Raw genomic sequence first — 22,894 nt, forward strand, 5'->3', positions numbered from 1 at the left:
TCCTGGGAGGATATGGAGCCCGACGGAGACCGAGGCATCACGAGGAGCATGCGATGGCGCACAGCCAGCAGGACGACAGCACGGGAAGCCCGATCAAGGTCTTCCTCCTGGACGACCACGAGGTGGTACGGCGGGGAGTGCACGACCTGCTGGACGACGAACCGGACATAACGGTGGTCGGAGAAGCGGCGACGGTGGAGCAGGCACTGATTCGGGTTCCTGCCCTGCGCCCCGACGTGGCCGTCCTCGACGTGCGCCTGCCCGACGGAGACGGAGTGACCGTCTGCCGTGAGCTGCGGTCGAAGATGCCGGACCTGGCCTGCCTGATGCTGACCTCCTTCGACGACGAGGAGGCACTCCTGGATTCGATCATGGCGGGCGCGGCCGGGTACGTGCTGAAGCAGATCCAGGGATCGGACCTGGTCTCGGCCGTGCGGACGGTGGCCCGCGGCCAGTCGCTGCTGGACGCCGACGCCACGGCCAAACTGATGGCACGGCTGCGAAGCGCCGGACAGCAGCCGGCCGAGGAGCCGGACGTCCTGCCCGGTCTGACCGACCGGGAACGCGAGATCCTGGACCTGATCGGCGAGGGGCTGACCAACCGGCAGATCGGTCAGCGGCTGTACCTGGCCGAGAAGACGGTCAAGAACCACATCTCCCGTCTGCTCTCCAAGCTCGGCGTGGAACGCCGCGTCCAGGCCGCTGTCATCGCCACCCAGGCCCGTGACCGTATGCGGCCCCAAGACCAGTAGAAGTCGTGGCCCACCACCGGTCGGCGACGCACCTCCCACGCCTGCGGAGCCGGGCCGCACGGCGGCGCTGATCCCGTGTCCTCCCCCGTGTTCGAGCCGCTACCGTGACAGCTGAACGGTACGGCTGCCGGCAGGAAGTACTCCCCGTAGATCGGGCCACTCCAGGGCCTGACGCAGGAACGACGCCCGCACCCCGCGCCGGGTGGCCGACAGCAGGACCCGTTCCAGGGCCTGACCGGCTCGCAGCCAGTCCGCTCGCCGGTCGTGCGCCGTGGACAGCACCGCGAGCGTCGGACGCGTCTCGAAGACGCGGGCGGGCAGCACGTCCGGGTGCCGCTGGGCGCCGAAGTCCCGCATCGGCATCCGATCCAGCAGAGCGGGACGGTTCGGGCAGGGGAGCGGTCGGGTCACCGACTCCCAGCCGAAGTGGGAGGCGGCGACGCGCAGGTGACGGTGCGCCACGGCCGCCGCGACCAGCTGCTCCGGGGCAAGGGTGTTGAAGGTCGTAGAGCTCATCGGGACTCCTTCCCGCCTACGGCCGAGGCCGGCTGGGCCGGTGGATGACCCTTCCAGCCTCGGCCCCGACCCGCGCGGTGCCGTTCGGCCCTGCCGCAGGGGTAGTGGCCGAAGGTCCCTGCTGTTCGGGGCTGTTGAGTCCCCGGGTGCGGACCTTCGGCGTCGGGTGCGGGGTGGTGGGGGCCGGGAGAGTGGGTGGTGTCAGGAAGCAACCGGAGTTCGTCCGAAGGGATCACTGTCATGGCCGTGCACCAGCCCACGCATCGTGGTTCGGGTTTCCACCTGCCGTCGTTCCGCCGGAACCGCGCCGTTTCCGCGCCGGGCGCGGCGGTGTCGGCGGAGGCCGGCACGTTCACCGCACGGGCCTACGTCTTCGCCTCGGCCCGGGTGCTGATGGGGTTCGTCTTCCTGTGGGCGTTCCTCGACAAGACGTTCGGCTTCGGCTATGCCACCGCCTCCGGGAAGGGCTGGATCGACGGTGGTTCGCCCACCGAGGGTTTCCTCGGGCACGTCGCGGTCGGCCCGATGGAGTCGACGTTCCATGCGTGGGCCGGGGCGGCGTGGGCGGACTGGCTGTTCATGCTGGGCCTGCTCGGGATCGGGCTGGCCCTGACCGTCGGGGTGGCGCTGCGTCCGGCGGCGATGGCGGGGACGGTGATGATGGCGTTGATGTGGGTGGCGGAGTGGCCGCCGGCGAAGCACCTGTCGGACGGGTCGGCGAGCATGTCGACGAACCCGTTCGTCGACTACCACCTGGTCTACGCGGTGGTGCTGATCGCGCTGGCCGCGGTATCGGCCGGAGACACGTTCGGTCTGGGCCGCCTGTGGGCCCGGCTCCCGCTGGTCCGTGACCACGGGTGGCTGCGCTGAACGCGGCTGGTGGGACGGGCCCTCCCGAGGACCCGCCCCACCAGGCTGCCGACAGGGACCGTCGGTCCCGTCCCGGGACCAGGGGCCCCTGCCCCGCGGGGCCGCCGGAAGAGACGCTGAGAACGGATCGAACGACACAGGAGGTGGGCAGCATGGCCCGCACGATCACCGTGGGACTCGACGGCTCGCCCGAGAGCCGGGCAGCCGCCGAATGGGCGGCCCGCGAAGCGGCGCTGCGCCGGATCCCGGTACGGCTGCTCCACGTGCGGCAGCCGGTCCCGGAGCCCATGGTCCAGGCCCCACTCCTCGGTGCGGAGACGCACCAGTACTGGACCGAGCGGATCCCCCGGGAGGCCGCCGAGGGCCTGCGGCTGCGGCACCCCGGGGTCGAGGTGACCACCGAGCAGCGGGCCGGGGCCCCGGCGGAGGTCCTGCTCGACGCCACACGCGAGGCGGAACTGCTGGTGCTGGGCTCGCGCGCCCTCAGCGGACTCGCGGGCTTCCTGATCGGGTCCGTCGGCCAGTCGGTGGTCGCCCGAGCCGAGGCGCCCGTGATCCTGGTCCGAGCGGGCGAACAGGCCGCCGACGAACACGTCAAGGACCCCGCCGGCATCCCGTCCGCCGCCACCGGCTTCCGGCCCGTGGTCCTGGGCCTGGACACCGACAGTCCGGACGAGACGGTGATCACCTTCGCGTTCGAGGAGGCGCGGCGCCGCGAGGCCACGCTGACCGTGGTCCAGGGCTGGAACCTGCCGCCCTACTACGTCTACAGCCTGGCCGCCGGCGTCGGCCCCCGCGAGGACATCGTCCGCGAGCAGGCCGCCGTGCTCACCGAAGCGCTGCTGCCGTGGCGGGAGAAGTACCCGGACGTCGAGGTGACCGAAGCGTCCCGGCTCGGCAGCCCCGCGGGCCACCTCGTCGACGCGGCCCGCGACGCCTCCCTCGTCGTCGTCGGCCGCCGCATCCGCCGCAGCCCGTTCGGCGTGCACATCGGCGCCGTCGCCCACGCGGTCATGCACCACGCCACCGCCCCCGTCGCCGTCGTCGCGCACGACTGACGCGGCCGGCCGAAGAGACACCGAAGGAGAAGGCACCATGAAGGCAGCGGTCGTACGGGAGTTCGGCGAACCACTGGTCATCGAGGAGCACCCCGACCCCGAGCCCGGCCCCGGGCAGGTCCGCGTCCGTGTCGAGGCGTCCGGGCTGTGCCACACCGACATCCACGCCGCGCACGGCGACTGGCCCGTCAAGCCCACCCCGCCGTTCGTGCCCGGCCACGAAGGCGTCGGCCTCGTCGAGAAGCTCGGCGACGGCGTGACCCACCTCTCCGTCGGACAACGCGTCGCCGTGCCGTGGCTCGGCAGGGCGTGCGGACGGTGCGAGCACTGCCGGTCCGGCTGGGAGACCCTGTGCGAGAGCCAGATCAACACCGGGTACGGCTGTGACGGCGGGTACGCCGAGAAGATGCTCGCCTGGGCCGACTTCGCCCAGCCGGTGCCCGAAGGCGTCAGCGCCCTCGACGCCGCCCCGCTGACCTGCGCGGGCGTCACCACCTACAAGGCCCTCAAGGTCGCGGACGTCCGGCCCGCCCAGCTCGTCGCCGTCTCGGGCGTGGGCGGACTGGGCCACCTGGCGGTGCAGTACGCGAAGATCGCCGGGGCGCGGGTCGCCGCGATCGACGTCACCGACGACAAGCTCGCACTCGCCCGGGAACTGGGCGCGGACATCGTCGTCGACGCCCGCACCCAGGACGTCGGCGCCGAGCTGAAGCGGCACGGCGGCGCCCACGCGGCCCTCGCCCTCGCCGTGAACCCCGCCGCCTTCGCAGCCGTCAACTCCGGGCTGCGGCGCGGCGGGAAGCTCGTCATGGTGGCCCTGCCGGCACACGGCACCCTCCAGGTCCCGATCTTCGACACCGTCCTGAACGGTACGTCGGTGATCGGCTCCATCGTCGGCACCCGCCAGGACCTCGCCGAGGTCTTCCAGCTCCACGCCGAGGGCCGCACGCGGGTCATCCGGGAGACCCGCCCGCTCACCGCCGTCAACGACTGCATCGACGAGGTCCTGCACGGACAGGTCAAGGCCCGCATCGTGTTCGACCTCGACACGGGAGGCTGAGAACAGTGTCCTCGCCCATGGTCGTCGGCGTCGACGGATCCGAGTCGAGCCTGCGGGCCGTCGACTGGGCGGCCGACGAGGCCGCCCGGCACGGAGTCCCCTTGCGGATCGTCCACGCCTACCGCTGGTACCGCTATGAGGGCACCGCGCCCGCCCGAGAGCTCGGCAAGCCGTCGGAGCACGTGACCTCCGAGGACATCCTCACCCTCGCCACCCGGCGCGCCCGTCGTCACCACGCGGACCTCTCCGTCACCACCGAAGCGGTGCCCGAAGAACCGGAGTACGTCCTCCTGCGCGAAGCCCGCAACGCCTCGGCCGTGATCATGGGCACACGCGGACGCGGCGAACTGGCCGACCTGCTGCTCGGCTCCGTCAGCCTGACCGTGGCCACCGAGGCGCACTGCCCGGTCGTCGTGCTCCGGGGCAACCACGACAACCGGGCCGCCGACGGCCGGCACGGCCGCATCGTCGTCGGCGTGGCCGACGCGCCGACGGCGGCGGTGCGTTTCGCCTACGCGGAGGCCCGGCGGCGTGGCGCCGCCCTGGACGCGGTACGGGCGTGGCGGTGCCCCACGCACGACACGGCCGGCCATCCGCTGCTCACCGGCACGCCCGAGCGCCTGCACGAGGAACGGGCCGCCGAACAACTGGAGGCCGCGCTCGCCGACGCTCCGCCGGACGTGCGCCTGCGCCGGCACACGGTCGAGGGACCCGCCCGCCGAGCGCTCCTCGCCGCCTCGCACGAGGCGGACCTGCTGATCGTCGGCCGGCACCGTCCCGGGCAGTTCGGGCACCGCCTCGGCCGGGTCGCCCACACGCTCCTGCACCACTCGGCCTGCCCGGTCGCGGTCGTACCCGACACGGCGTGACGATCCGGAGTCGCCGGCCCTTCTCGCCGAACGGGCGGGCCAGGTTGTCGGTCTCGTCGGGACCACTCCGCCGACGACGCGCCGCGGACCGCCGAACTCGCCGTCGCGGTCGCCGACGGCCTGCACCACCGGGGCGTGGGGACCCTGCTCGTCGAGCATCTCGTCCCGGCCGCCCGTGCCGACGGCATCACCGCCTTCACCGCTGACGCCCTCAGCGAGAACCACGAAGTGCTGCGCCTCTTCGCCGATCCCGGCTGACCATCCCCTGCCGGCGGGGGAGCCCGAGCGTTTGCACGAGGAGCGGGCGGCTGAGGTACTGGAAACCGCGCTGCATGACGTCCCGGAGGACGTCGAAGCGCGTCGGTCGGGTCGCCTCGGGCCGACCGGTCCTCGACCCGGCCCCGGACGGCCCTTGGCTGCGCCGGCTGTAAGAGGAGGTGTACCGCCATGACCGACACCGTGTTGGTCACCTACGGCAGCACGAACGGATCCACCGCACACATCGCCGACACCATCGCTGATGTCCTGCGCAAGGAGGGGCTGACGGTGGAGGTCCTGGCGGCCGGGTCCGTCGGGAGCGTGGCGCCGTACGACGCCGTCGTGGCCGGCGCCGGACTGTACGCCGGACGCTGGCAGAAGGACGCCCGCCGGTTCCTGCGTCGGCATCGCCGTGCCCTGGCCGAACGCCCCCTGTGGCTGTTCAGCAGCGGCCCGCTGGACCCCTCTGCCTCGGAGCGGGACATCCCACCCGTGCCCGGCGTGAAGAAGGCCATGGTCGCACTCGACGCCCGGGACCACGTCACGTTCGGCGGCTGCCTGGAGGAGGGCGCGAAGGGATGGCTCGCCCGCATGATCCTCCGTAACGGAAAGGGCGGGGACTTCCGGGACTTCACCGCCATCGAGTCATGGGCGGCACGGGTCGCCGACGAGCTGACGCGGGCCTGAGGAACTGGCACGACCGTCCGTCCGAGCCCCGGTGCCCGGCACCGGGGCTCCTTCGACGGCCATCCGCTTGCCGCCTGCGGTCGAGTTGCCACCGCGCCATCACGCGGACGTACGCGGCGATCGAACAGCGCTCGGCACGCTGTCGGACGAACACCTCCTGCCGACCGGGCCCGCACGAGGGGACGTTCGGCCCGCTGTCCGGGTCTGGCAGCCTCTCCGACGGACGCCGGCGGCCCGTGACATGGAAGGTGCAACGGGAGTCGTCCGGATCCGGCCCCGCCCTGGACTCGGCGGGGCCTGGGCGCGGCGGCCCTTCGTCAGCCGAAACCGCTGGCTCCTCTGACGGCCGCAGGACCTCACACCGGGGCACCTCCGCTCAACAGCGGGGGTGCCTCCTCCACTGAGCCGGCGGCCCCCGGCGTACGCCGACAGCCCCTCCCCGCAGGCAGGGTGCTGCCTGAGTCCCGCGGGTCAGGACGCGAGCCGGAACTGCACGTCGACGACGCCCTCGACCGCCCGCACCGCACGGGCGGCGAGGGGTACCAGTGAGGTGTCGCTGATGCGGCCCATGACGGTGACCACCCCCTCGGAGACCTCGACCCGTACGACGTTCTGCCGGGTGGGGAAGAGGGGCTCCACGACCTGTCGGCGGACCTCGTCGGCGAGTTCCTCGTCCGTCCGCAGGAAGACCTTCAGCAGGTCGACCCGGCTGACGACGCCCTCGAGCAGCCCCTCGTCGTTGACGACGGGAAGCCGCTTCACCTTGAGGTGCGCCATGACGCGGGCGGCCTGCGCGACGGTGGCGTCGGCGTGGACGGTGACAGCCGGGGTGCTCATCAGCTCCCCAGCGGTGAGTGCCCCCGCCTTGGCCAGGTCGGCCAGGCGGCTCCGTTGGGTGAAACGGTCGGGGTCGCTGTCGCGGAACTCCTCCTTGGGCAGCAGGTCCGCCTCGGAGACGAGGCCCACGACCCGGCCCTCGCCCTCCAGTACGGGCAGGGCGCTGACCTTCCACTGCTGGATGAGCTTGACGATCTCCTTGAACGGGGCATCGAGGCCGACTGCCACGACGGTGTGTGTCATCACGTCGCTCACGGTGTGCGGGCTGCCGTTGACGGGCCGGCCCTCGGTCATCTCGTTCATCATGTGCTCCACTGCCGTAGAGGGCGTACAGGTCCGAAAGCCGGGTCCGCCTCGCGGACGCACCGCATCAGTCGTTCACGGCGTTCCGTCGCGCCGGTTGTACGGCGTCACGGGCTCCTCGATTACAGCGTCGGCCCGCCCACGGCCGGACACCACGGGCCGGCCGAACCTTTCGAAGGGCCTTTCGGCCCCACGGCAGTCGGCCGTGCCGCGTCGATGGGCATCAGAGAAGGGCCGCGCGGGCCGTAGGGCTCGGCGAGTGCCCGACGGCCCCGCGCAAGGAGGCCGGCTGGGCGTCGGTCATGCCGCGGAAGGCACTCCGGCTCCGGATGGTTCCGGGACCGGCAACATGGTCAGCAGCATGACGCTGGGCTCGGTGGCGCGCACCGTGTGCGGCAGCCGTGCGGGCAGGCGGATCCAACTCCCGGGCGTCGCTTCCGTCTTCTCCTCGCCCAGGACGAGGTCGAGACGGCCCTTGACGACCTGGATGACGACGGGCAGGGCCGAGGTGTGCTCGGTCAGTTCCTGACCGGCGGCGAAGGCGAAACCGACCACGCGCAGGCGGTCGTCCCGATACAGGACGCGGCTGAGGGTGCCGTCCTCGGGCACGGCCAGTTCGGCAGTCAGGTCGGTGATCACGGTGGCGGTCATCCGGGGTTCCTCCTCAGGACTGGGACGGGGTGGGGACGGCGAGCAGACTGATCGCGCCCAGGTGGGCGCTGTGGCTGTGGAAGACGCTGCGCATGTGCAGCACGCGGCGCAGGGCGGCCGGGTCGCGCAGTGCCCGACCGGCGATGCGCAGGGCGGGGACCAGTCCTTCGTCGGCGATCAGTCGGTGTGGTTCGAGCAGTGCCATCGGTGCCGTCCTGACCGCGGTGACGGTGAAACCCTCGGCGGCGAGCAGCTCACGCCAGGCCGTGGGGGTCAGGGGGCGGGCGCCGACATGGATGGCCTCACGCAGGTCATGGGTGATCCGCTCGGCGAGTGCCGGGTCGAGATCGTCGGGCAGCAGGCACAGTTCGTGGATGGAGTACCGGCCGGTGGAGCCGTCGAGCAGCCGAAGGGCCTCTCGTACGATGCGCCGCTTGGCGGGTTCGGGCTGCATGGTCAGCATCGCCTCGCCGTACACGATGGTGGCGTCGCCGTCCGGCAACCCGGTGTCCGCGGCGTCCGACCGCACGGCGCGCACCTTGGTCGGGCCGGGGGCGGCGAGGGTGCTGAGTGCCGCCACGGCGGCCGGGTCACGGTCGACGGCGGTGTAGGCGGCCGGGCGGCGGGCAAGGGTCAGCCGGGCGGTGGCTCCCAGGCCGGCGGCCAGCTCCACCACTCGGTCTTCCGGGTCCACACACAGGGTGTCCAGCATCCACCGGGTCAGCTCCGCACCGCCGGGGCGAAGGACACGCTTGCCCAGGCGGGCCAGCAGCCAGTGGCCGGGCATACGGGCGGCGTCCAGTCCGTCGCCGGGGACGGGGACGTTCTTCGGCAGGGCCGAATGGTCTGTCGATGCCATGTTCGTGCCTCGCTCTCTGCCTGCATCGGTACTTAGGTGAACCTAACTTGGAGAGAAGGCGGGGCACGGAGGCCGAACGTCCCGATCGGAGGGACCAGTGGGCCCGTCTCGGCAGGCGGCGACAGGGGGCGCGCCCGTGAACCGTCCGGCTCATGGCTTCAGGCTGCTCCAGTAAGGCCAGAAGCGGGTGAGGACGAGCAGCGCGATGACCCCGTACCAGGCACCGAGGAGCATCCAGTGCGTGTCCCGGACGACGCACAGCACGCTCCGGGGAACGGGGATGATTCCCCGTTCGAGGCAGTGCAGGGTGACGTACCAGAACAGGGCGATGGTGACGACCCAGACGACGGCGCAGTAGGGGCAGAGCTTGTTGAGCTCGTAGAGCGACTGGACGATCAGCCAGTGCACGAACACCACTCCCACCAGCGTCCCGGCGTCCAGCGCGAGCCACAGCCCGCGGTGGAGGCGTGACCCGGTGAGCACGGCCATGCCCAGGGCGGTCACGGCGGCGAAGGCGCCCAGTCCGAGCAGCATGTTGGGGAAGCCGAAGAGGCTGCCCTGCGGGCTGGACATGACGCTGCCGCAGCTCACGACGGGGCTGATGTCGCAGGGTGGTTGGTAGGCGGGGTCGCGGAGCAGCCGCCAGTCGTCCACGGTGAGTTGGAAGGACACCAGCCAGCCGACGGCCCCGGCGAGGACCATCACCCATCCCGTGCGGCGGCTCGCGCCCACTGCCCGCGGGCGCCGGGCGCTCGTGGCGTCCGGCGCGAGCGCGTGGCCGTGACTCATGCGGCTCGCCGGGAGCCCGAGGCCGACCGGGTGCGGCCCGCGGTCGTCGGGGCCGCTGCCGGTGTGGCTCGCCGACGATAGACCAGGTATGGGCGGGCGAGGTATCCGATCGGGGCGCTCCACACATGGACCAGCCGGGTGAAGGGCCAGGCCGCGAAGAGGAGGAAGGCGGAGAGCGCGTGCAGCTGGAACAGCAGCGGGGCTCCGGCGATGGCCTCGGGCTGGGGCTGGAGGACGAACAGGCCGCGGAACCAGACGGAGACGGTGGAGCGGTAGTCGTACCCGGCGCCGAAGACGTTGTGCGCGGCGGTGGCGGTGATGCCCAGCAGGACGGTGGCGGACAGCAGGGGGAAGAGGAGTTTGTCGCTGCGGTCGGTGCCGAGGCGGATCCGGCGGGTCAGCAGCCGACGGGCGCACAACATGCCGAGGCCCGCGACCATGGCGACGCCGGCCACGGATCCCGCCCAGACGGCCGTGGTGTGGTACGTGTGCTCGGTGATGCCGACGGCCTCCGTCCACGAGTCGGGAATGGCGAGCCCCACGACGTGCCCGGCGATCACCATGAAGGCTCCGAGGTGGAACAAGGGGCTGCCCCAGCGCAGCCAGCGGTGTTCGAGGAGCTGGGTGGTGCGTGAGGTCCAGCCGAACTGGTCCTGGCGGTAGCGCCAGACGTGCCCGACGGCGAACACGGCGAGGCAGATGTAGGGGACGGCGACCCAGAGGAGCAGGTCGGCGCCGCTCGCTGCGGCAAGGGAGGGAGGCGCGGCGCTCATCGGGGACCTTCCGGGGACGAGAGGGGCGGCATGAGGGTGGGTGGGGCCTGCTCGGGCGGGACGAAGGTGCCAGGCGGGGCGAACTCCCCGTCCCCGTACGGGTCGAGGCCGACGTCCTCGTTGGGCGGGCCCTGGGCGGCCAGTTCGGCCACCGCCCGCAGATCCGCCTCGGTCGGCGGCGGCAGGAGGGTGAGGAGGGCGGCCAGGACGTGCCGGTAAGGGGAGTCGGCGTCGGTCAGGGCGTGGTGGATCAGTTCCAGGCCGCGCCGGTGCTGACGCAGCGGTGCCTCGCCCGCTCGCGGGCCGGCGAGTGCGGCGAACTCCAGGACGACCGGGAGGTGGTCGGGGAGTTCACCGCCGTCGGTGTTCCAGCCGGCGGCGCGGTAGCGCTGGTTGAGGGTGAGCAGGGCCATGCCGCGGCGGCGGGTGTCGCCGTGCAGGTAATAGGTGAGGTAGAGGCTGCTCTTGCGGCGCAGGTCGAACATCTCGACGTAGTGCCGCTCCAGCGCCTCCGGCTCCTGCCCGGTGAACCAGGAGGCGAAGGCGGCCAAGTGCTCGGCGGCAGGCGAGAGCGGCAGCGCCTCGACGGTGGCGTTGAGCACCGGCCGGGCGGCGGCGAGTTCGGCGTCCGGGTACTGGAGGAGCAGCGACAGCAGCCGCAGCAGCAGCGCTCGGTCCTGGGTCTCCTCCGGCGTGAGCAGGGTCGGACGTCCCGGGCGGGCCGCGCGGCCAGGGCGGCGTACGGCAGCCCGGACGCGAGAGCGGATGACGGCGGGAACGGTCGTGGGCAGCGGGCTCACGGGTGGCCTCCGGCGGGTGCTTCGGACGTGCGGCGGCGCAGGGTGGGGATGCCGAGCATGATCTTGCGCGGTTCGGCGGTGTCGGAGGACTCGACCGGACAGCGGTTCTCCATCGCGGTCAGCGCGGCGGCGTCCTCCTTGTGCGCGGCGGGAACGACGTACCGGTCGGCGTACTTCGCGACAGCGAGGAGGCGGTGCAGGTCCTCGGCCTCCCGAGCGGTGAGACCGACCGCCTTGAGGGCGGTCTCGTCGCCGACCTCGCCGAGGGTGCGTTCGCGCATGTACGAGCGGAGCGCGGTGAGCTTCATCAGCACCCCGGCGACGACATCGGTGTCCCCGGCGGTGAACAGCTCCGCCAGGTACTCCAGCGGGATGCGCAGCCGGGTGACGGCGGCGAAGACGTGGTCGGGGTCGTCCTGGTTGCCGCCCGCCGCGTCGACGGCATCGAGGACGGGGGAGAGTGGCGGCACGTACCAGACCATCGGCATCGTCCGGTACTCCGGGTGCAGCGGCAGTGCCACCTTGTAGCGCATGACCAGGTCGTACACGGGGGAGCGGCGGGCCGCGTCCAGCCAGTCCTCCGGTATCCCCGACTCCCTCGCGGCCGCGCGGACCTCGGGGTCTCGCGGGTCGAGGAACACGCCGCGCTGGGCGTCGAGGAGGTCCTTCTCGTCGGGCGTTGCGGCGGCCTCGCCGACGCGGTCGGCGTCGTACAGGAGGAGACCGAGGTAGCGCAGCCGGCCGACGCAGGTCTCCGAGCAGACGGTGGGCTGGCCGGCCTCGATGCGCGGGAAGCAGAAGGTGCACTTCTCGGCCTTGCCGGTGGCGTGGTTGACGTACACCTTCTTGTACGGGCATGCCGTCACGCACATCCGCCAGCCGCGGCACTTGTCCTGGTCGACGAGGACGATGCCGTCCTCGACGCGCTTGTACATCGCGCCGGACGGACAGGCCGACACACAGGCCGGGTTGAGGCAGTGCTCGCACAGGCGGGGCAGATGGAAGAGGAAGGTCTGCTCGAACTCGAACTTCACCTTCTCCGCCCACTCACCTGTCAGATTGGGGTCGCCGCCCGCGTTCTCAGGCGCGCCCCCCAGGCCGTCCTCCCAGTTGGCGCCCCAGGTGATGGCGGTGGGCCTGCCGGTGAGGACGGAGCGGGGGCGGGCGACGGGGATGTCCTGCTGGGCGGGGGCGTTGACGAGGTTGTCGTAGTCGTAGGTGACGGGCTCGTAGTAGTCCTCGATGCCCGGCAGGTCGGGGTTGGAGAACAGGGACAGCAGCCGCTTGATCCGGCCGCCGGAGCGCAGGACGAGACGTCCGCGCTTGTCGAGCATCCAGCCGCCCTTCCACTGCTGCTGGTCCTCGTAGCGGCGGGGGTAGCCGACACCGGGTTTGGTCTCGACGTTGTTGAACCAGGCGTATTCGACGCCGGTGCGGTTGGTCCACGTCTGCTTGCAGGTGACCGAGCAGGTGTGGCAGCCGATGCACTTGTCGAGGTTCATCACCATCGCCACTTGAGCCATCACGCGCATGTCAGTACTCCACATCCTGCGAGCGACGGCGGATGACGGTGACCTCGTCGCGCTGGTTGCCGGTCGGGCCGTAGTAGTTGAAGGCGTAGGTGAACTGCGCGTAGCCGCCGGCGAGATGGGTGGGCTTGAGCAGCAGCCGGGTGAGCGAGTTGTGGATGCCGCCCCGCTTGCCGCCGACCTCGGTCTTCGGCACGTTCACGGTGCGGTCCTGGGCGTGGTACATGTACACGGTGCCCTCGGGCATACGGTGAGTGACGACCGCTCGGGCGGCGACGACTCCGTTGCGGTTGTACGCCTCGATCCACTCGTTGTCCTTGACGCCGATCCTCTCGGCGTCCTCCAAGGACATCCAGATCGTGGGTCCACCGCGGGACAGGTCGAGCATGTACTTGTTGTCCTGGTAGTTGGAGTGGATGGACCACTTGGAGTGCGGGGTGAGATAGCGGACCGTGACCTCGGCCCGGCCGCCCTCGTGCAGCTGCTCGTCGCCGTAGTGCCGCGGTGAGTTCAACGGCGGTCGGTAGACGGGGAGTTGCTCGCCGAGTTCGGTCATCCAGTCGTGCTGGACGAAGAAGTGCTGGCGGCCGGTGAGGGTGTGCCAGGGTTTCTTGTGCTCGGTGTTGATGACGAAGGGGGAGTAGCGGCGGCCGCCGGTCTCCGAGCCCGACCACTCGTAGGAGGTCATCACCGAGCGGGGCTGGGTCCGGGTGTCGGCGAACGTGATCCGTTCGGCCTCACGCTCGGAGGCGAGCTCGACGAGCCCCTCGCTGCCGGTCTGCCGCTCCAGCTCGCGGAAACCCTCGGTCGCCAGGCGGCCGTTGGTGGTGCCGGACAGCGCGAGGATCGCCTCGCACATGTGGCTCGCGGTGGCGAGCGAGGGCCGTCCTGCGGCGATCCCGTCCCGTACGGTCCCGTTGCGGTGCCGCAGATCGTCGATCTCCTGGTCGGGGTGGACGGTGACGCCCTTGGTGGTGGTGCCCAGGGTGTCCAGCAGCGGGCCGACGGCGCGCATCTTCTGGGCGATCACGGCGTAGTCCCGCTCGATGACGACCAGCTTCGGCATGGTCCGGCCCGGGATCGGCTCGCACTCCCCGGTCTTCCAGTCCCGTACGACGCCTCCCGGCTGGGCGAGTTCGTCGGGGGTGTCGTGCAGCAGCGGCACGGCGAGGACGTCGGTGCGTTTGCCCAGGTGGTCGGCGGCCAGTTCGCTGAACCTGTCGGCGATGGTGAGGAAGGTGTCGTAGTCGGTGCGGGCCTGCCAGGGCGGGGCGATGGCCGGCGTGAAGGCGTGCACGAAGGGGTGCATGTCCGTGCTGGACAGGTCGTCCTTCTCGTACCAGGTTGCCGCCGGCAGGACGACGTCCGCGAGCAGACCGGTGGAGGTCATCCGGAAGTCCATGCAGACCAGCAGGTCGAGCTTGCCCTCGGGGGCCTTCTCCCGCCACACCACGTCCTTCGGCCGGTGCTCGGCCGGGGTCTCCTCGGAGCGGACGGCCGCGTCCGTGCCCAGCAGGTGGCGCAGGAAGTACTCGTTGCCCTTGCCCGACGAACCCAGCAGGTTCGCCCGCCACACGGTCAGCACCCGAGGGAAGTTGGCCGGGTCGTCGGGGTCCTCGGCGGCGAACCGCAGCCGACCGGACTTCAGCTCGTCGACGATGTGGTCGGCGATCGGCCGGCCCGCGGCGGCCGCCTCGTCGGTGATGTCGAGCGGGTTGCGGTTGAAGCCGGGGTGTCCCGGCGTCCAGCCGAGCCGCACGGCCTGCGCCAGGCAGTCGGCGAACCCCTTGCCCTCGAACCGCCCCTTCCCCAGCGGGGAGGCCAGCTCGTCAGGACCGAACGCCTCGTACCGCCACTGGTCGGAGTTGAGGTACCAGTAGGACGTGCCGGCCATGTGCCGGGTGGGCCGCTGCCAGTCGAAGGCGAACGAAAGGTGCTGCTGACCGGTGACCGGGCGGACCTTCTCCTGGCCGACGTAGTGCGCCCAGCCGCCGCCGTTGACGCCCTGGCAGCCGGTCATGGTCGTCAGGGCCAGGAACGCCCGGTAGATGGTGTCGGAGTGGAACCAGTGGTTGGTGCCCGCGCCCAGCGCGATCATCGACCGGCCCCGCGTCCGCTCCGCGTTGCGGGCGAACTCCCGGGCGATACGGGCCGCCTGCTCGGCCGGCACCGAGGTGATCGTCTCCTGCCAGGCCGGGGTGTACGGCTCGCTCGCGTCCTCGTAAGACGACGGCCATGTGCCCGGCAGCCCGGGACGCCTCACTCCGTACTGAGCGAGCATCAGGTCGAAGACGGTGGTGACGAGTCGCCCGCCGATCCGGCGCACCGGAACGCCCCGGACCATGACCGAACCGCCCTCCGTGCCGCCCTCGTCGAACCGGGGCAGCGCGATCTCGACGCTCTCCTCGGCTCGTCCCAGCAGGCTCAACTCCGGGATGACATCGCCCAGTTCGAGGTTCCAGCGACCTCGCCCCGTCTCCCCCCAGCGGAAACCGAGCGAGCCGCCGGGGACCACCGGTTCGCCTGTGGTCCGGTCCAGGAGGACCGTCTTGAACTCGGCATGCTCTTCTTCACGGCCGAGGTCGGCGGCGGTCAGGAACCCGTCCGGGACAAGACCGTGGTCGTGCTCGCGCAAGGTCACCAGGAACGGCGCGTCGGTGAACTTCCGCAGGTAGTCCTGGAAGTACGGCACTTCACGATCGACGAGGAACTCGCGCAGGATCACGTGGCCCATGGCCATCGCCAGCGCCCCGTCGGTGCCCGGGTGCGGTGCCATCCACTCGTCGGCGTGCTTGACGTTGTCGGCGTAGTCGGGGCTGACCGCGACGACCTTGGTGCCGTTGTAGCGGGTCTCGGTCAGGAAGTGCGCGTCCGGGGTGCGGGTGACGGGGATGTTGGAGCCCCACATGATCAGATAGCCCGCGTTCCACCAGTCCGCGGCCTCCGGTACGTCCGTCTGGTCGCCGAACACCTGCGGCGAGGCGATCGGCAGATCGGCGTACCAGTCGTAGAACGACAGCAGGGTCCCGCCGATCAGCGAGTGGAACCGGGCGCCGGCCGCGAAGGAGGCCATCGACATCGCCGGGATCGGGGAGAAGCCGGCGACGCGGTCCGGGCCGTACGTCTTGACGGTGTGCACCTGCGCGGCGGCGATCAGCTCGCTGACCTCGTCCCAGTCGGCGCGCACCAGACCGCCCTTGCCGCGGGCCCGCTTGTACGCGCGGGCCTTCGCCGGGTCGGCGGTGATCTCCGCCCAGGCCGCCACCGGGTCGCCGAGCCTGCGCCGGGCCTCGCGCCACAGCTTCAGCAACTCGCCCCGCACATAGGGGTATCGGACCCTGCTGGGCGAGTAGGTGTACCAGGAGAACGACGCACCGCGCGGGCAGCCGCGCGGCTCGTACTCGGGGCAGTCGGTGCCGATCGACGGATAGTCGGTGGCCTGGTGCTCCCAGGTGATGATGCCGTCCTTGACGTACACCATCCACGAACAGGAACCGGTGCAGTTCACACCGTGGGTGGAGCGCACCACCTTGTCGTGGGACCAGCGGTCGCGGTAGAAGCCTTCCCACTTCGGGTCGCCCGTGCCGAACACCGCGCGTCCGTCGGCCGACACCTCGCTGCGCGTGAGCAGCCGGCGGGCCGCCAGCGGCCAGCCTTCACCGGCGTGCGAGTCCGGCCGCCGTGGGTTCTGATCGTTCTCCATGCCAGGAACGCTAGGTGGCGTACCGCGTCCCTCACCTGGGGCCGGCGGCCCCTGGTGGTTGGCCTTCCGGCCCCAAGCGGCTGGTCGCGACAGGGCCCAATGGTCCCTGTGGCGGGGTCCGGTCGGCAGGGGAGCCGGTGCGGTCGACGGTGCATGCTTGGCATGGACCGAACCGCGGATGCCCATCCGTAAGACCGCATTCCGTGCCTGCCGGGTGGCCAATTCCCCCGTCCCTGGCTGCCGCAGGTGTGGCGCGTACGGCGCGTGGCGCCCGGTTCGGTCGCGCGTCCGGCCGTCCCCCGCGGCCGGACGCGGCATCCCTCTTCGCCGGCATCGACGCCCGGGATGCCGTTCCCCACCGCGCGGGTCGGCTGGGCCGACCATGACCTGCTGGAGACACGCCATGAGTGTGCTGACCCTCGCCTCGGACCCTGAGGACGCCACGGCCCTTGAAGCCGCCGAGGCGCACCATGCACGCCTGGCCGGGGAGCTGGCCGGCCGGGTGACGATGCTGCTGACCGCCGTGGACCGCGATCCGATCGCCGCCGAGAAGATCCACACGGGGCTCGTCGCCTTCTGCGACCGCTCACTCCTGCCGCACGCGGCCGCCGAGGAGGCCGCGCTCTACCCCGTCGCCCACGGCATGCCCGAGGCCCGCCTGCTCATCGAGAGTCTGATCGGTGAGCACCGCTGTCTTACGGCGCTCGTCGACGGCCTGCGCAACGCGCCCAGCCCAGTGGGCGCGGCGGCGGACGCCCGGGCCGTGCAGGTGCTCTTCGAGGAGCACGTCGCGAAGGAGAACGGCCTCGTGCTGCCGCTGCTCGCCATGACACCGGAGGTCTCCCTGGCCGCACTGCTGGCGGACACGCACCACCGGCTCGCCCACGACAGGCGCACCAGGAGCACCCAAGAAGATCAGAACGTCGAGGAAGGACAGGACATGCGAGAAGGGCAGATCGAGGAGACCGGCGGCTGCGGCGGAGTATGCGGCTGCGGCGGCGCGGAGGGGCCGGCCGAGCCCGAGCTGGACGTGCGGGAGGTTCCGCACGCCCTGCGCCACGCCACGGTCTTCGGCGCCCTGGACGCCGTACCGGCGGGCACCGCGATGGTGCTGGTCGCCCATCACGACCCGCTGCCGCTGCTCGCGCAGATCGAACAGCGCAGCCCGGGAGCGTTCGCCGTGGAGTACCTGGAGCGCGGCCCCGAAGCATGGCGGCTGCGGCTCAGTCACCGCTGACCCGCGGCCACTCAAACCTCCGGAGAAGAAAGGAAGACACGTCATGGACGGATCGCACAGTCGAGCCGGCACCCTGCTCGGGACGGTCGGCGTGGCGCTGGCAGCCGCCGGGCCGGTCATGCTGTGGCGCGGCCGAAGCGGCAGGAGGGAGATCCGCACCGAGCTGGCCGCCCAGAAGATCACCTTCCCCCGGCGCGGGCTCCCCGCCGAACTCGCCGCCTACGCCGGGCGCCGCGTGGAAACCGGCCCCGAGGCGCACGCCTACGCCGAGTTCATCAAGGGCAACCTCGCCCACACCACGGGCGGTCGTACCTATGCCGAGATCAGCGCAGACCTGCACGCTGCCGGAGGCGACGACGAGAAGCTCGCTGAGCTGCGCCAGACCGCGTTCATGGGCCAGTGCCTGCGTGCCTCGCTGATGTCCGCGTATCAGGCATGGCATCTCACGACCCTCGTCACGGGCCTGGGAGCCGCACTGACCGGCCTGGGTGCGGCCCTGGTGGCCACCGCGGACGCCCTGGTTTCCCGCTCTCCGAACCGCTGCTGACCGTGCGACGGCGCGCCCGCGCAGTGGGGATGCCCCGCCGGGGCGGAGAACCCCACAGGCGTCCTCGCCTCATCGACGGGCCGTCCGGCCCCGCTGCCCCTTCCGTGAAGGGACCAACGGCCCCATCGCAGAAGACCATCGGCCGCCGCGCCGACGACCACCGCCGGTGGAAGCTGACGGCGACCCATCCGGAGGTAACACCGTGCACGACCACATCGACCGCCCTCGAGGCCGATTCCACCGCTGCCGCACGCGGCGGGTGCCGCGCACGGTCCGGCCCGGTCACCGTCCGGCCGCCCGCCTCGTCTGCCCTGACTCCAGGGCGGCCGGACACAGCCCCAGGGCGCTGGGCAGGGCCGCGCGATGACCACCGCCACCCGGGCCATCCGCCGCCAGCGGCACAACGCGGGGGAGCGGCCGTTCATCGTCATCTGGGAGTCCACCCGGGCCTGCCCGCTGGCCTGCCTGCACTGCCGTGCCGAGGCGGTGCCCGACCGCGACCCGCGCGAGCTGGACACCGCCGCCGCCAAGGACCTGCTGTACCAGGTGGCCGCCTTCGGGCAGCCCGCCCCGCTGTTCGTGATCACCGGCGGCGACCCGTTCCAGCGCCCCGACCTGACCGAACTCATCGCCCACGGCCAGGAGATCGGTGTGCGGGTGGCGGTATCCCCCTCCGGCACCCCGACGCTCACCGCTGAGCGGCTGCGGGAGCTGCACGCGGCCGGCGCGGTCGGGCTCTCGCTGAGCCTGGACGGCTCCACCGCCGGGATCCACGACACTTTCCGTGGCGTACCCGGGGTCTTCCGCTGGACCCTGGACGCCTGGGACGCAGCGCGCGGCCTCGGTATGAAAGTACAGGTCAACACCACGGTCGCCCGGCACAACCTGCACGACCTCCCCGACATCGTCAGCCTCGTCGCGGAGCACGGGGCGATGCTGTGGAGCGCCTTCTTCCTGGTGCCCACCGGCCGCGGCCGCAGCCTCGGCGCACTCACGCCCGGTGAGGTGGAGGACGTCCTCAACTTCGTCTACGACATGGGCCTGACCGTCCCCGCCAAGACCACCGAGGCCCACCACTTCCGCCGCGTCGCCCTCCAGCGGCGGATCCTCGCCGCCACCGGCGACGACCACGTGGCGGTGCTCGAACTCGGGCCGCTCTACCGGGAATTGACCGAGCGCTCCGACACCCTTGGGCTGAACGCCGGCGCGCGTCGGGTGCGGCGCCCGCCGCTGGACGTCAACGCGGGCCGCGGCTTCGTCTTCGTCTCCCACACCGGCACCGTGCACCCCAGCGGCTTCCTGCCGCTGGGCGCGGGCAGTGTCCGCGAGAGACCGCTGACGGAGATCTACCGCACCTCGGAGCTGTTCACGGGGCTGCGGGACGCCGACCGACTGGGCGGCCGGTGCGGTACGTGCGAGTTCCGCCGGGTCTGCGGCGGCTCGCGATCGCGCGCGTACGGCGTCACCGGCGACCCGTACGCGGAAGAGCCCTGGTGCGGATACCGGCCCGGCTCCTTCCCGTACCAGGAGGAGTTGGCCGTGCTGCTGCGCGGTGGCGGCGATGCGGCGGGTCGGCCCGACCGTGAACACCCGGTCGGGAGCGAGCCGAAGCAGAACAGCGGCGACGGTTCGCCCAAGCGTCAAGGAGCGGCATGACCAGCATCGCGGCCGGGCCTGCCGGGACCGGAGACGGAAGCGAGCCCGGCAAGCACCCGAACAGGTTCAGAGCGTCCCGCGTGAAGGCCCGGCACCTGCGGGCCCACGTCCTGGTCGTGGGATGGCTGGGCCTGGCCCTCCTGGCGGTCGCGGCGCAGGAGACGCTGCCGGTGGCGCGCTGGCTGGCCGTGCACCTGTTCCTGCTCGGCGCCGTCACCACCGCCATCCTGATCTGGAGCGAGCACTTCGCCGTCGCCCTGCTGCACGCGAAGATCCCCGACGAGCGCTGGAGCACCACCCGGCTCGCGACGGCCAACCTAGCCGTGGCCGGGCTGCTCGTCGGCGTGTGGACGGCACTGCCCGTGCTGACCGCCGTCTCCGCCGTGTTGCTGGTGGCCGCGGCCACCGCGCACCTGGTGATGCTGATCCGCCTCGGGCGGGGCGCGCTCGGTGGGCGGCTGAAGCCGATCGTCTCCTACTACCGAGCCGCCTCAGTGGCCCTGATCGCCGGAGCCGTCCTCGGCTGGACACTGGCCACCGGCGGTGCCGGCGGACCCGACCGGTACGCCGGGCTGCGCCTGGCCCATATCCACGTCACCTTGCTCGGCTGGATCGGACTGCCCGTCCTGGGCACGCTGTTCATGCTGTGGCCGACCGTGCTGGGCGTACGCATGAAGGAGCGCACCACGAAGGTGTCCCGGTGGGTGCTGTGGCTCACCGGCAGCGGACTGCTGGTCGCGGTCGCCGCTCTGGCACTCGGCCGCCGCTGGCCGGCCGTGGCGGGCCTCGCCCTCTACGTGGGGGGAGCGGTCCTTGCCGTCACCCTCCTCTTCCGCACCGTACGCGGCAACCGACCGGTCTCCGCGGCGGCGGCCTGGATGCTCGCCGCGGCCAGCTGCTGGCTGCTGGTCGCCGTGGCGGGGGACCTGGCATGGCTGGCGGCCCGGCCGCTCGCGGCGGCACAGGCAGAGATCGACGCTCTGCTGCCGGTGCTGCTCATCGGCTTCGTCGCCCAGATCCTGATCGGCGCGCTCACCTATCTGCTGCCGGTCGTCCTCAGCAGCGGCCCCAAGGACCGTGCCGCCGTACGGGCGGTGCTGGAGCGGGGCTGGCTGCCGCGGCTGGTGGCGCTCAACAGCGGCGTCGCGCCGGCCGCACTTCCGCTGCCCGGCCCGGCCGCCACAGCCGGCATGCTGCTGGCCGCACTGGCCGGGGCCGCGTTCCTCGCCCTCGCGGTGCCGGTGCTCGTCCGTAGCGGTCGGGGCCTCCTGCGGGACGCGGACGGGGACAAGGCCGGTGGGGCGCGGCGCCCGGCCCTGTGGGGCACCGCCGCAGGCGCCGTACTGACCGTGCTGGCGGTACTCGTGGCCAACAGCGGCGGGGACACGGGAGGCGGAACGAGCGCCGCCGGAGCGTCGGGTGCGGGCGCCGGGATCGCCCGCACGGTCACCGTCACCCTGGCCGACATGCGGATCCGCCCGGGCCGGATCGAGGTCGCGGCGGGCACCGCGCTGCGGCTGAAGGTCACCAACGCCGACGCCCGGCTTCACGACCTCAAGGTTGAGGACGGCCCGTCAACTCCCATGCTTGGCAAGGGTGAGAGCCACACCCTCGACCTGGGAACCGTCACCGGGGACCGCGAGGCGTGGTGCACCCTGCCCGGCCACCGAGCGGCCGGGATGACCATGAACATCGTCGTGAAGGACGACGACACGGCGACCGACAGCAGCGGACACGAGGGACACACACCAACTGCCGCCGACGACGGCGGCCTGGATCTCTCCGCCGACTTCTCCGCCGGCTGGCGAGCACGCGACGCCGAACTCGCCCCCGCGCCCGGTGGGACGGTGCGCAAGGTCGAACTGCACGCCGCCCACAGGACGGTGGAGGTCGCGCCCGGTGTGAAGCAGCAGATGTGGACCTTCGGAGGCACCGCACCGGGCCCCACCCTGCGCGGCAATGTGGGCGACGTCTTCGAGATCACCCTCGTCAACGACGACGAAGGCATGGGCCACGGCATCGACTTCCACGCCGGATCCCTCGCCCCGGACCGGCCCATGCGCACGATCCGGCCCGGTGAGCGCCTGGTCTACCGATTCAAGGCCGAGAAGGCCGGGGCCTGGCTGTACCACTGCAGCACCTCCCCGATGCTCCAGCACATCGGCAACGGCATGTACGGCGCCGTCGTCATCGACCCGCCGGGCCTGGCGAAGGCCGACCACGAGTACGTGCTGGTCTCCTCCGAGCTCTATCTCGGCATTCCGGGCAGCACCGCCCAGGTGACGAAGATGCGCCAAGGCGCCCCGGACGCCTGGGTGTTCAACGGCGTCGCCAACCAGTACGCCCAGCGGCCGCTGAAGGTGAAGGCCGGCGAGCGGGCCCGTTTCTGGGTGGTCGCCGCAGGTCCTGGCGACGGCCTCGCCTTCCACATCGTCGGCACCGTCTTCGACACCGTGTACAAGGAGGGCGCCTACGCGCTGAAGCCCGGCGATCCGGGCGGTGCGCAGGTGCTGGACCTGGCCCCGGCGCAGGGCGGTTTCGTCGAGACGACGTTTCCCGAGGCGGGCCACTACCCGTTCGTCGACCACGACATGCGGCACGCCGAGTCCGGCGCGCACGGCATGGTGGAGGTGAGCGGCTGATGGACACCGTCGGCTGGTGGTCCCTGGTGCGGTTCGCACACGTGGCGGGAGCCGCCCTGTGGGTCGGCGGCCAACTGGCCCTTTCGCTGGTGATCCTGCCGCTGGCCCGACACCTGCTCGCCCCGGAGGCCAAGGACAGCTTCACGGCTGCGGCAGGACGCCGATTCGGGATGCTGACCGGAGCGGTGTTCCTGCCCGTGCAGCTGGCCACCGGCTGGGCCATGGCCTGGCACCGGGGAGTCACGTGGGCCTCGCTCGCCGAGCCCGGCTACGGCCGTACCCTGGCAGCCAAACTCGCCCTCTTCGTGGTGGTGATGCTCGCGGCCGCCGGCCACGGCATCGCCCACGCCAAGGGCCGCGCCGAGCCGGCCCGCGCCCTGGCGGTGGTCTCCCTCGTCGGCTCCCTCGGCGTCGTCCTGCTGGCCACGGCCCTGCCCGCCACATGACCAGCGGGGCAGGCGCCCGGAGGTGAGGCTGCTTCCGGAGCCGCACGACCCT

At 71.9% G+C, this 22,894-nt stretch carries 19 protein-coding genes and 2 pseudogenes; 12 read left to right on the forward strand and 9 right to left on the reverse strand.

Annotated features, from left to right (window positions below):
- The first annotated feature begins 53 nt into the window (after nt 1-53).
- Nucleotides 54-752 (forward strand): response regulator, encoded by a 699-nt coding sequence (locus ACZ470_RS33700; RefSeq protein ID WP_468433471.1) that lies wholly within the window; start codon nt 54-56, stop codon nt 750-752.
- 135 nt (nt 753-887) lie between these two features.
- Here the strand turns inward: ACZ470_RS33700 and ACZ470_RS33705 are convergent.
- Nucleotides 888-1,121, reverse strand: a pseudogene (locus ACZ470_RS33705) (hypothetical protein); the annotation flags it as partial.
- A 387-nt stretch (nt 1,122-1,508) separates the two neighbouring features.
- On the opposite strand from ACZ470_RS33705, the gene ACZ470_RS33710 reads away from it, so the two are divergent.
- The 6 genes and pseudogenes from ACZ470_RS33710 to ACZ470_RS33735 all read left to right on the forward strand — a co-directional run bounded on the left by ACZ470_RS33710 (nt 1,509) and on the right by ACZ470_RS33735 (nt 6,070).
- Nucleotides 1,509-2,138 carry a hypothetical protein gene (locus ACZ470_RS33710; protein WP_468433473.1) on the forward strand — a complete coding sequence of 210 codons (630 nt, stop codon included), beginning with the start codon at nt 1,509-1,511 and terminating at the stop codon, nt 2,136-2,138.
- Nucleotides 2,139-2,290: 152 nt separating this feature from the next.
- Nucleotides 2,291-3,196, forward strand: a complete 906-nt coding sequence (locus ACZ470_RS33715) for a universal stress protein (protein ID WP_468433475.1) — start codon at nt 2,291-2,293, stop codon at nt 3,194-3,196.
- A 37-nt stretch (nt 3,197-3,233) separates the two neighbouring features.
- Nucleotides 3,234-4,256 (forward strand): alcohol dehydrogenase AdhP, encoded by a 1,023-nt coding sequence (gene adhP, locus ACZ470_RS33720; protein WP_468433477.1) that lies wholly within the window; start codon nt 3,234-3,236, stop codon nt 4,254-4,256.
- Between the two features lie 5 nt (nt 4,257-4,261).
- The gene (locus tag ACZ470_RS33725; RefSeq protein WP_468433479.1) at nt 4,262-5,125 is read left to right on the forward strand and encodes a universal stress protein; all 864 of its coding nucleotides are present in this window, start codon (nt 4,262-4,264) and stop codon (nt 5,123-5,125) included.
- A 4-nt stretch (nt 5,126-5,129) separates the two neighbouring features.
- Nucleotides 5,130-5,380 (forward strand): annotated as a pseudogene (locus ACZ470_RS33730) (GNAT family N-acetyltransferase); the annotation flags it as partial.
- Nucleotides 5,381-5,572: 192 nt separating this feature from the next.
- A complete protein-coding gene (locus ACZ470_RS33735; RefSeq protein WP_468433481.1) occupies nt 5,573-6,070 on the forward strand; it encodes a flavodoxin domain-containing protein in 498 nt (165 codons plus the stop codon).
- 471 nt (nt 6,071-6,541) lie between these two features.
- On the opposite strand, the gene ACZ470_RS33740 is transcribed toward ACZ470_RS33735, so the two are convergent.
- From ACZ470_RS33740 to ACZ470_RS33775, 8 genes are all read right to left on the reverse strand, one after another.
- Nucleotides 6,542-7,210: a CBS domain-containing protein gene (locus tag ACZ470_RS33740; protein WP_468433622.1), complete on the reverse strand. Its 669-nt coding sequence runs from the start codon at nt 7,208-7,210 to the stop codon at nt 6,542-6,544.
- 300 nt (nt 7,211-7,510) lie between these two features.
- Nucleotides 7,511-7,861 (reverse strand): cupin domain-containing protein, encoded by a 351-nt coding sequence (locus tag ACZ470_RS33745; RefSeq protein ID WP_468433483.1) that lies wholly within the window; start codon nt 7,859-7,861, stop codon nt 7,511-7,513.
- A gap of 13 nt (nt 7,862-7,874) precedes the next feature.
- Nucleotides 7,875-8,720 (reverse strand): class I SAM-dependent methyltransferase, encoded by an 846-nt coding sequence (locus ACZ470_RS33750; protein WP_468433485.1) that lies wholly within the window; start codon nt 8,718-8,720, stop codon nt 7,875-7,877.
- 150 nt (nt 8,721-8,870) lie between these two features.
- Nucleotides 8,871-9,509, reverse strand: a complete 639-nt coding sequence (locus ACZ470_RS33755) for a vitamin K epoxide reductase family protein (protein WP_468433487.1) — start codon at nt 9,507-9,509, stop codon at nt 8,871-8,873.
- A complete protein-coding gene (gene narI / locus ACZ470_RS33760; RefSeq protein ID WP_468433489.1) occupies nt 9,506-10,282 on the reverse strand; it encodes a respiratory nitrate reductase subunit gamma in 777 nt (258 codons plus the stop codon). Before narI ends, ACZ470_RS33755 begins: the two co-directional genes overlap by 4 nt.
- Nucleotides 10,279-11,082 carry a nitrate reductase molybdenum cofactor assembly chaperone gene (narJ, locus tag ACZ470_RS33765; RefSeq protein ID WP_468433491.1) on the reverse strand — a complete coding sequence of 268 codons (804 nt, stop codon included), beginning with the start codon at nt 11,080-11,082 and terminating at the stop codon, nt 10,279-10,281. Before narJ ends, narI begins: the two co-directional genes overlap by 4 nt.
- Nucleotides 11,079-12,614: a nitrate reductase subunit beta gene (narH, locus tag ACZ470_RS33770; protein WP_468433493.1), complete on the reverse strand. Its 1,536-nt coding sequence runs from the start codon at nt 12,612-12,614 to the stop codon at nt 11,079-11,081. The genes narJ and narH overlap by 4 nt, the downstream gene beginning before the upstream one ends.
- Nucleotide 12,615: 1 nt before the next feature.
- The gene (locus ACZ470_RS33775) at nt 12,616-16,314 is read right to left on the reverse strand and encodes a nitrate reductase subunit alpha (protein WP_468433495.1); all 3,699 of its coding nucleotides are present in this window, start codon (nt 16,312-16,314) and stop codon (nt 12,616-12,618) included.
- A gap of 403 nt (nt 16,315-16,717) precedes the next feature.
- On the opposite strand from ACZ470_RS33775, the gene ACZ470_RS33780 reads away from it, so the two are divergent.
- The 5 genes from ACZ470_RS33780 to ACZ470_RS33800 all read left to right on the forward strand — a co-directional run bounded on the left by ACZ470_RS33780 (nt 16,718) and on the right by ACZ470_RS33800 (nt 22,842).
- Nucleotides 16,718-17,551, forward strand: a complete 834-nt coding sequence (locus tag ACZ470_RS33780) for a DUF2249 domain-containing protein (protein WP_468433497.1) — start codon at nt 16,718-16,720, stop codon at nt 17,549-17,551.
- Nucleotides 17,552-17,594: 43 nt separating this feature from the next.
- Nucleotides 17,595-18,098, forward strand: coding sequence for a hypothetical protein (locus ACZ470_RS33785; protein ID WP_468433499.1), 504 nt, complete (start codon nt 17,595-17,597; stop codon nt 18,096-18,098).
- A gap of 363 nt (nt 18,099-18,461) precedes the next feature.
- Nucleotides 18,462-19,754, forward strand: a complete 1,293-nt coding sequence (locus ACZ470_RS33790; protein WP_468433501.1) for a TIGR04053 family radical SAM/SPASM domain-containing protein — start codon at nt 18,462-18,464, stop codon at nt 19,752-19,754.
- A complete protein-coding gene (locus ACZ470_RS33795; protein WP_468433503.1) occupies nt 19,751-22,396 on the forward strand; it encodes a multicopper oxidase domain-containing protein in 2,646 nt (881 codons plus the stop codon). The genes ACZ470_RS33790 and ACZ470_RS33795 overlap by 4 nt, the downstream gene beginning before the upstream one ends.
- Complete coding sequence (locus ACZ470_RS33800; RefSeq protein ID WP_468433505.1) at nt 22,396-22,842, forward strand: hypothetical protein; 447 nt, start codon at nt 22,396-22,398, stop codon at nt 22,840-22,842. Before ACZ470_RS33795 ends, ACZ470_RS33800 begins: the two co-directional genes overlap by 1 nt.
- The last annotated feature ends 52 nt before the right edge of the window (nt 22,843-22,894 follow it).

The sequence above is a fragment of the Streptomyces sp. NPDC031111 genome (assembly GCF_055570675.1).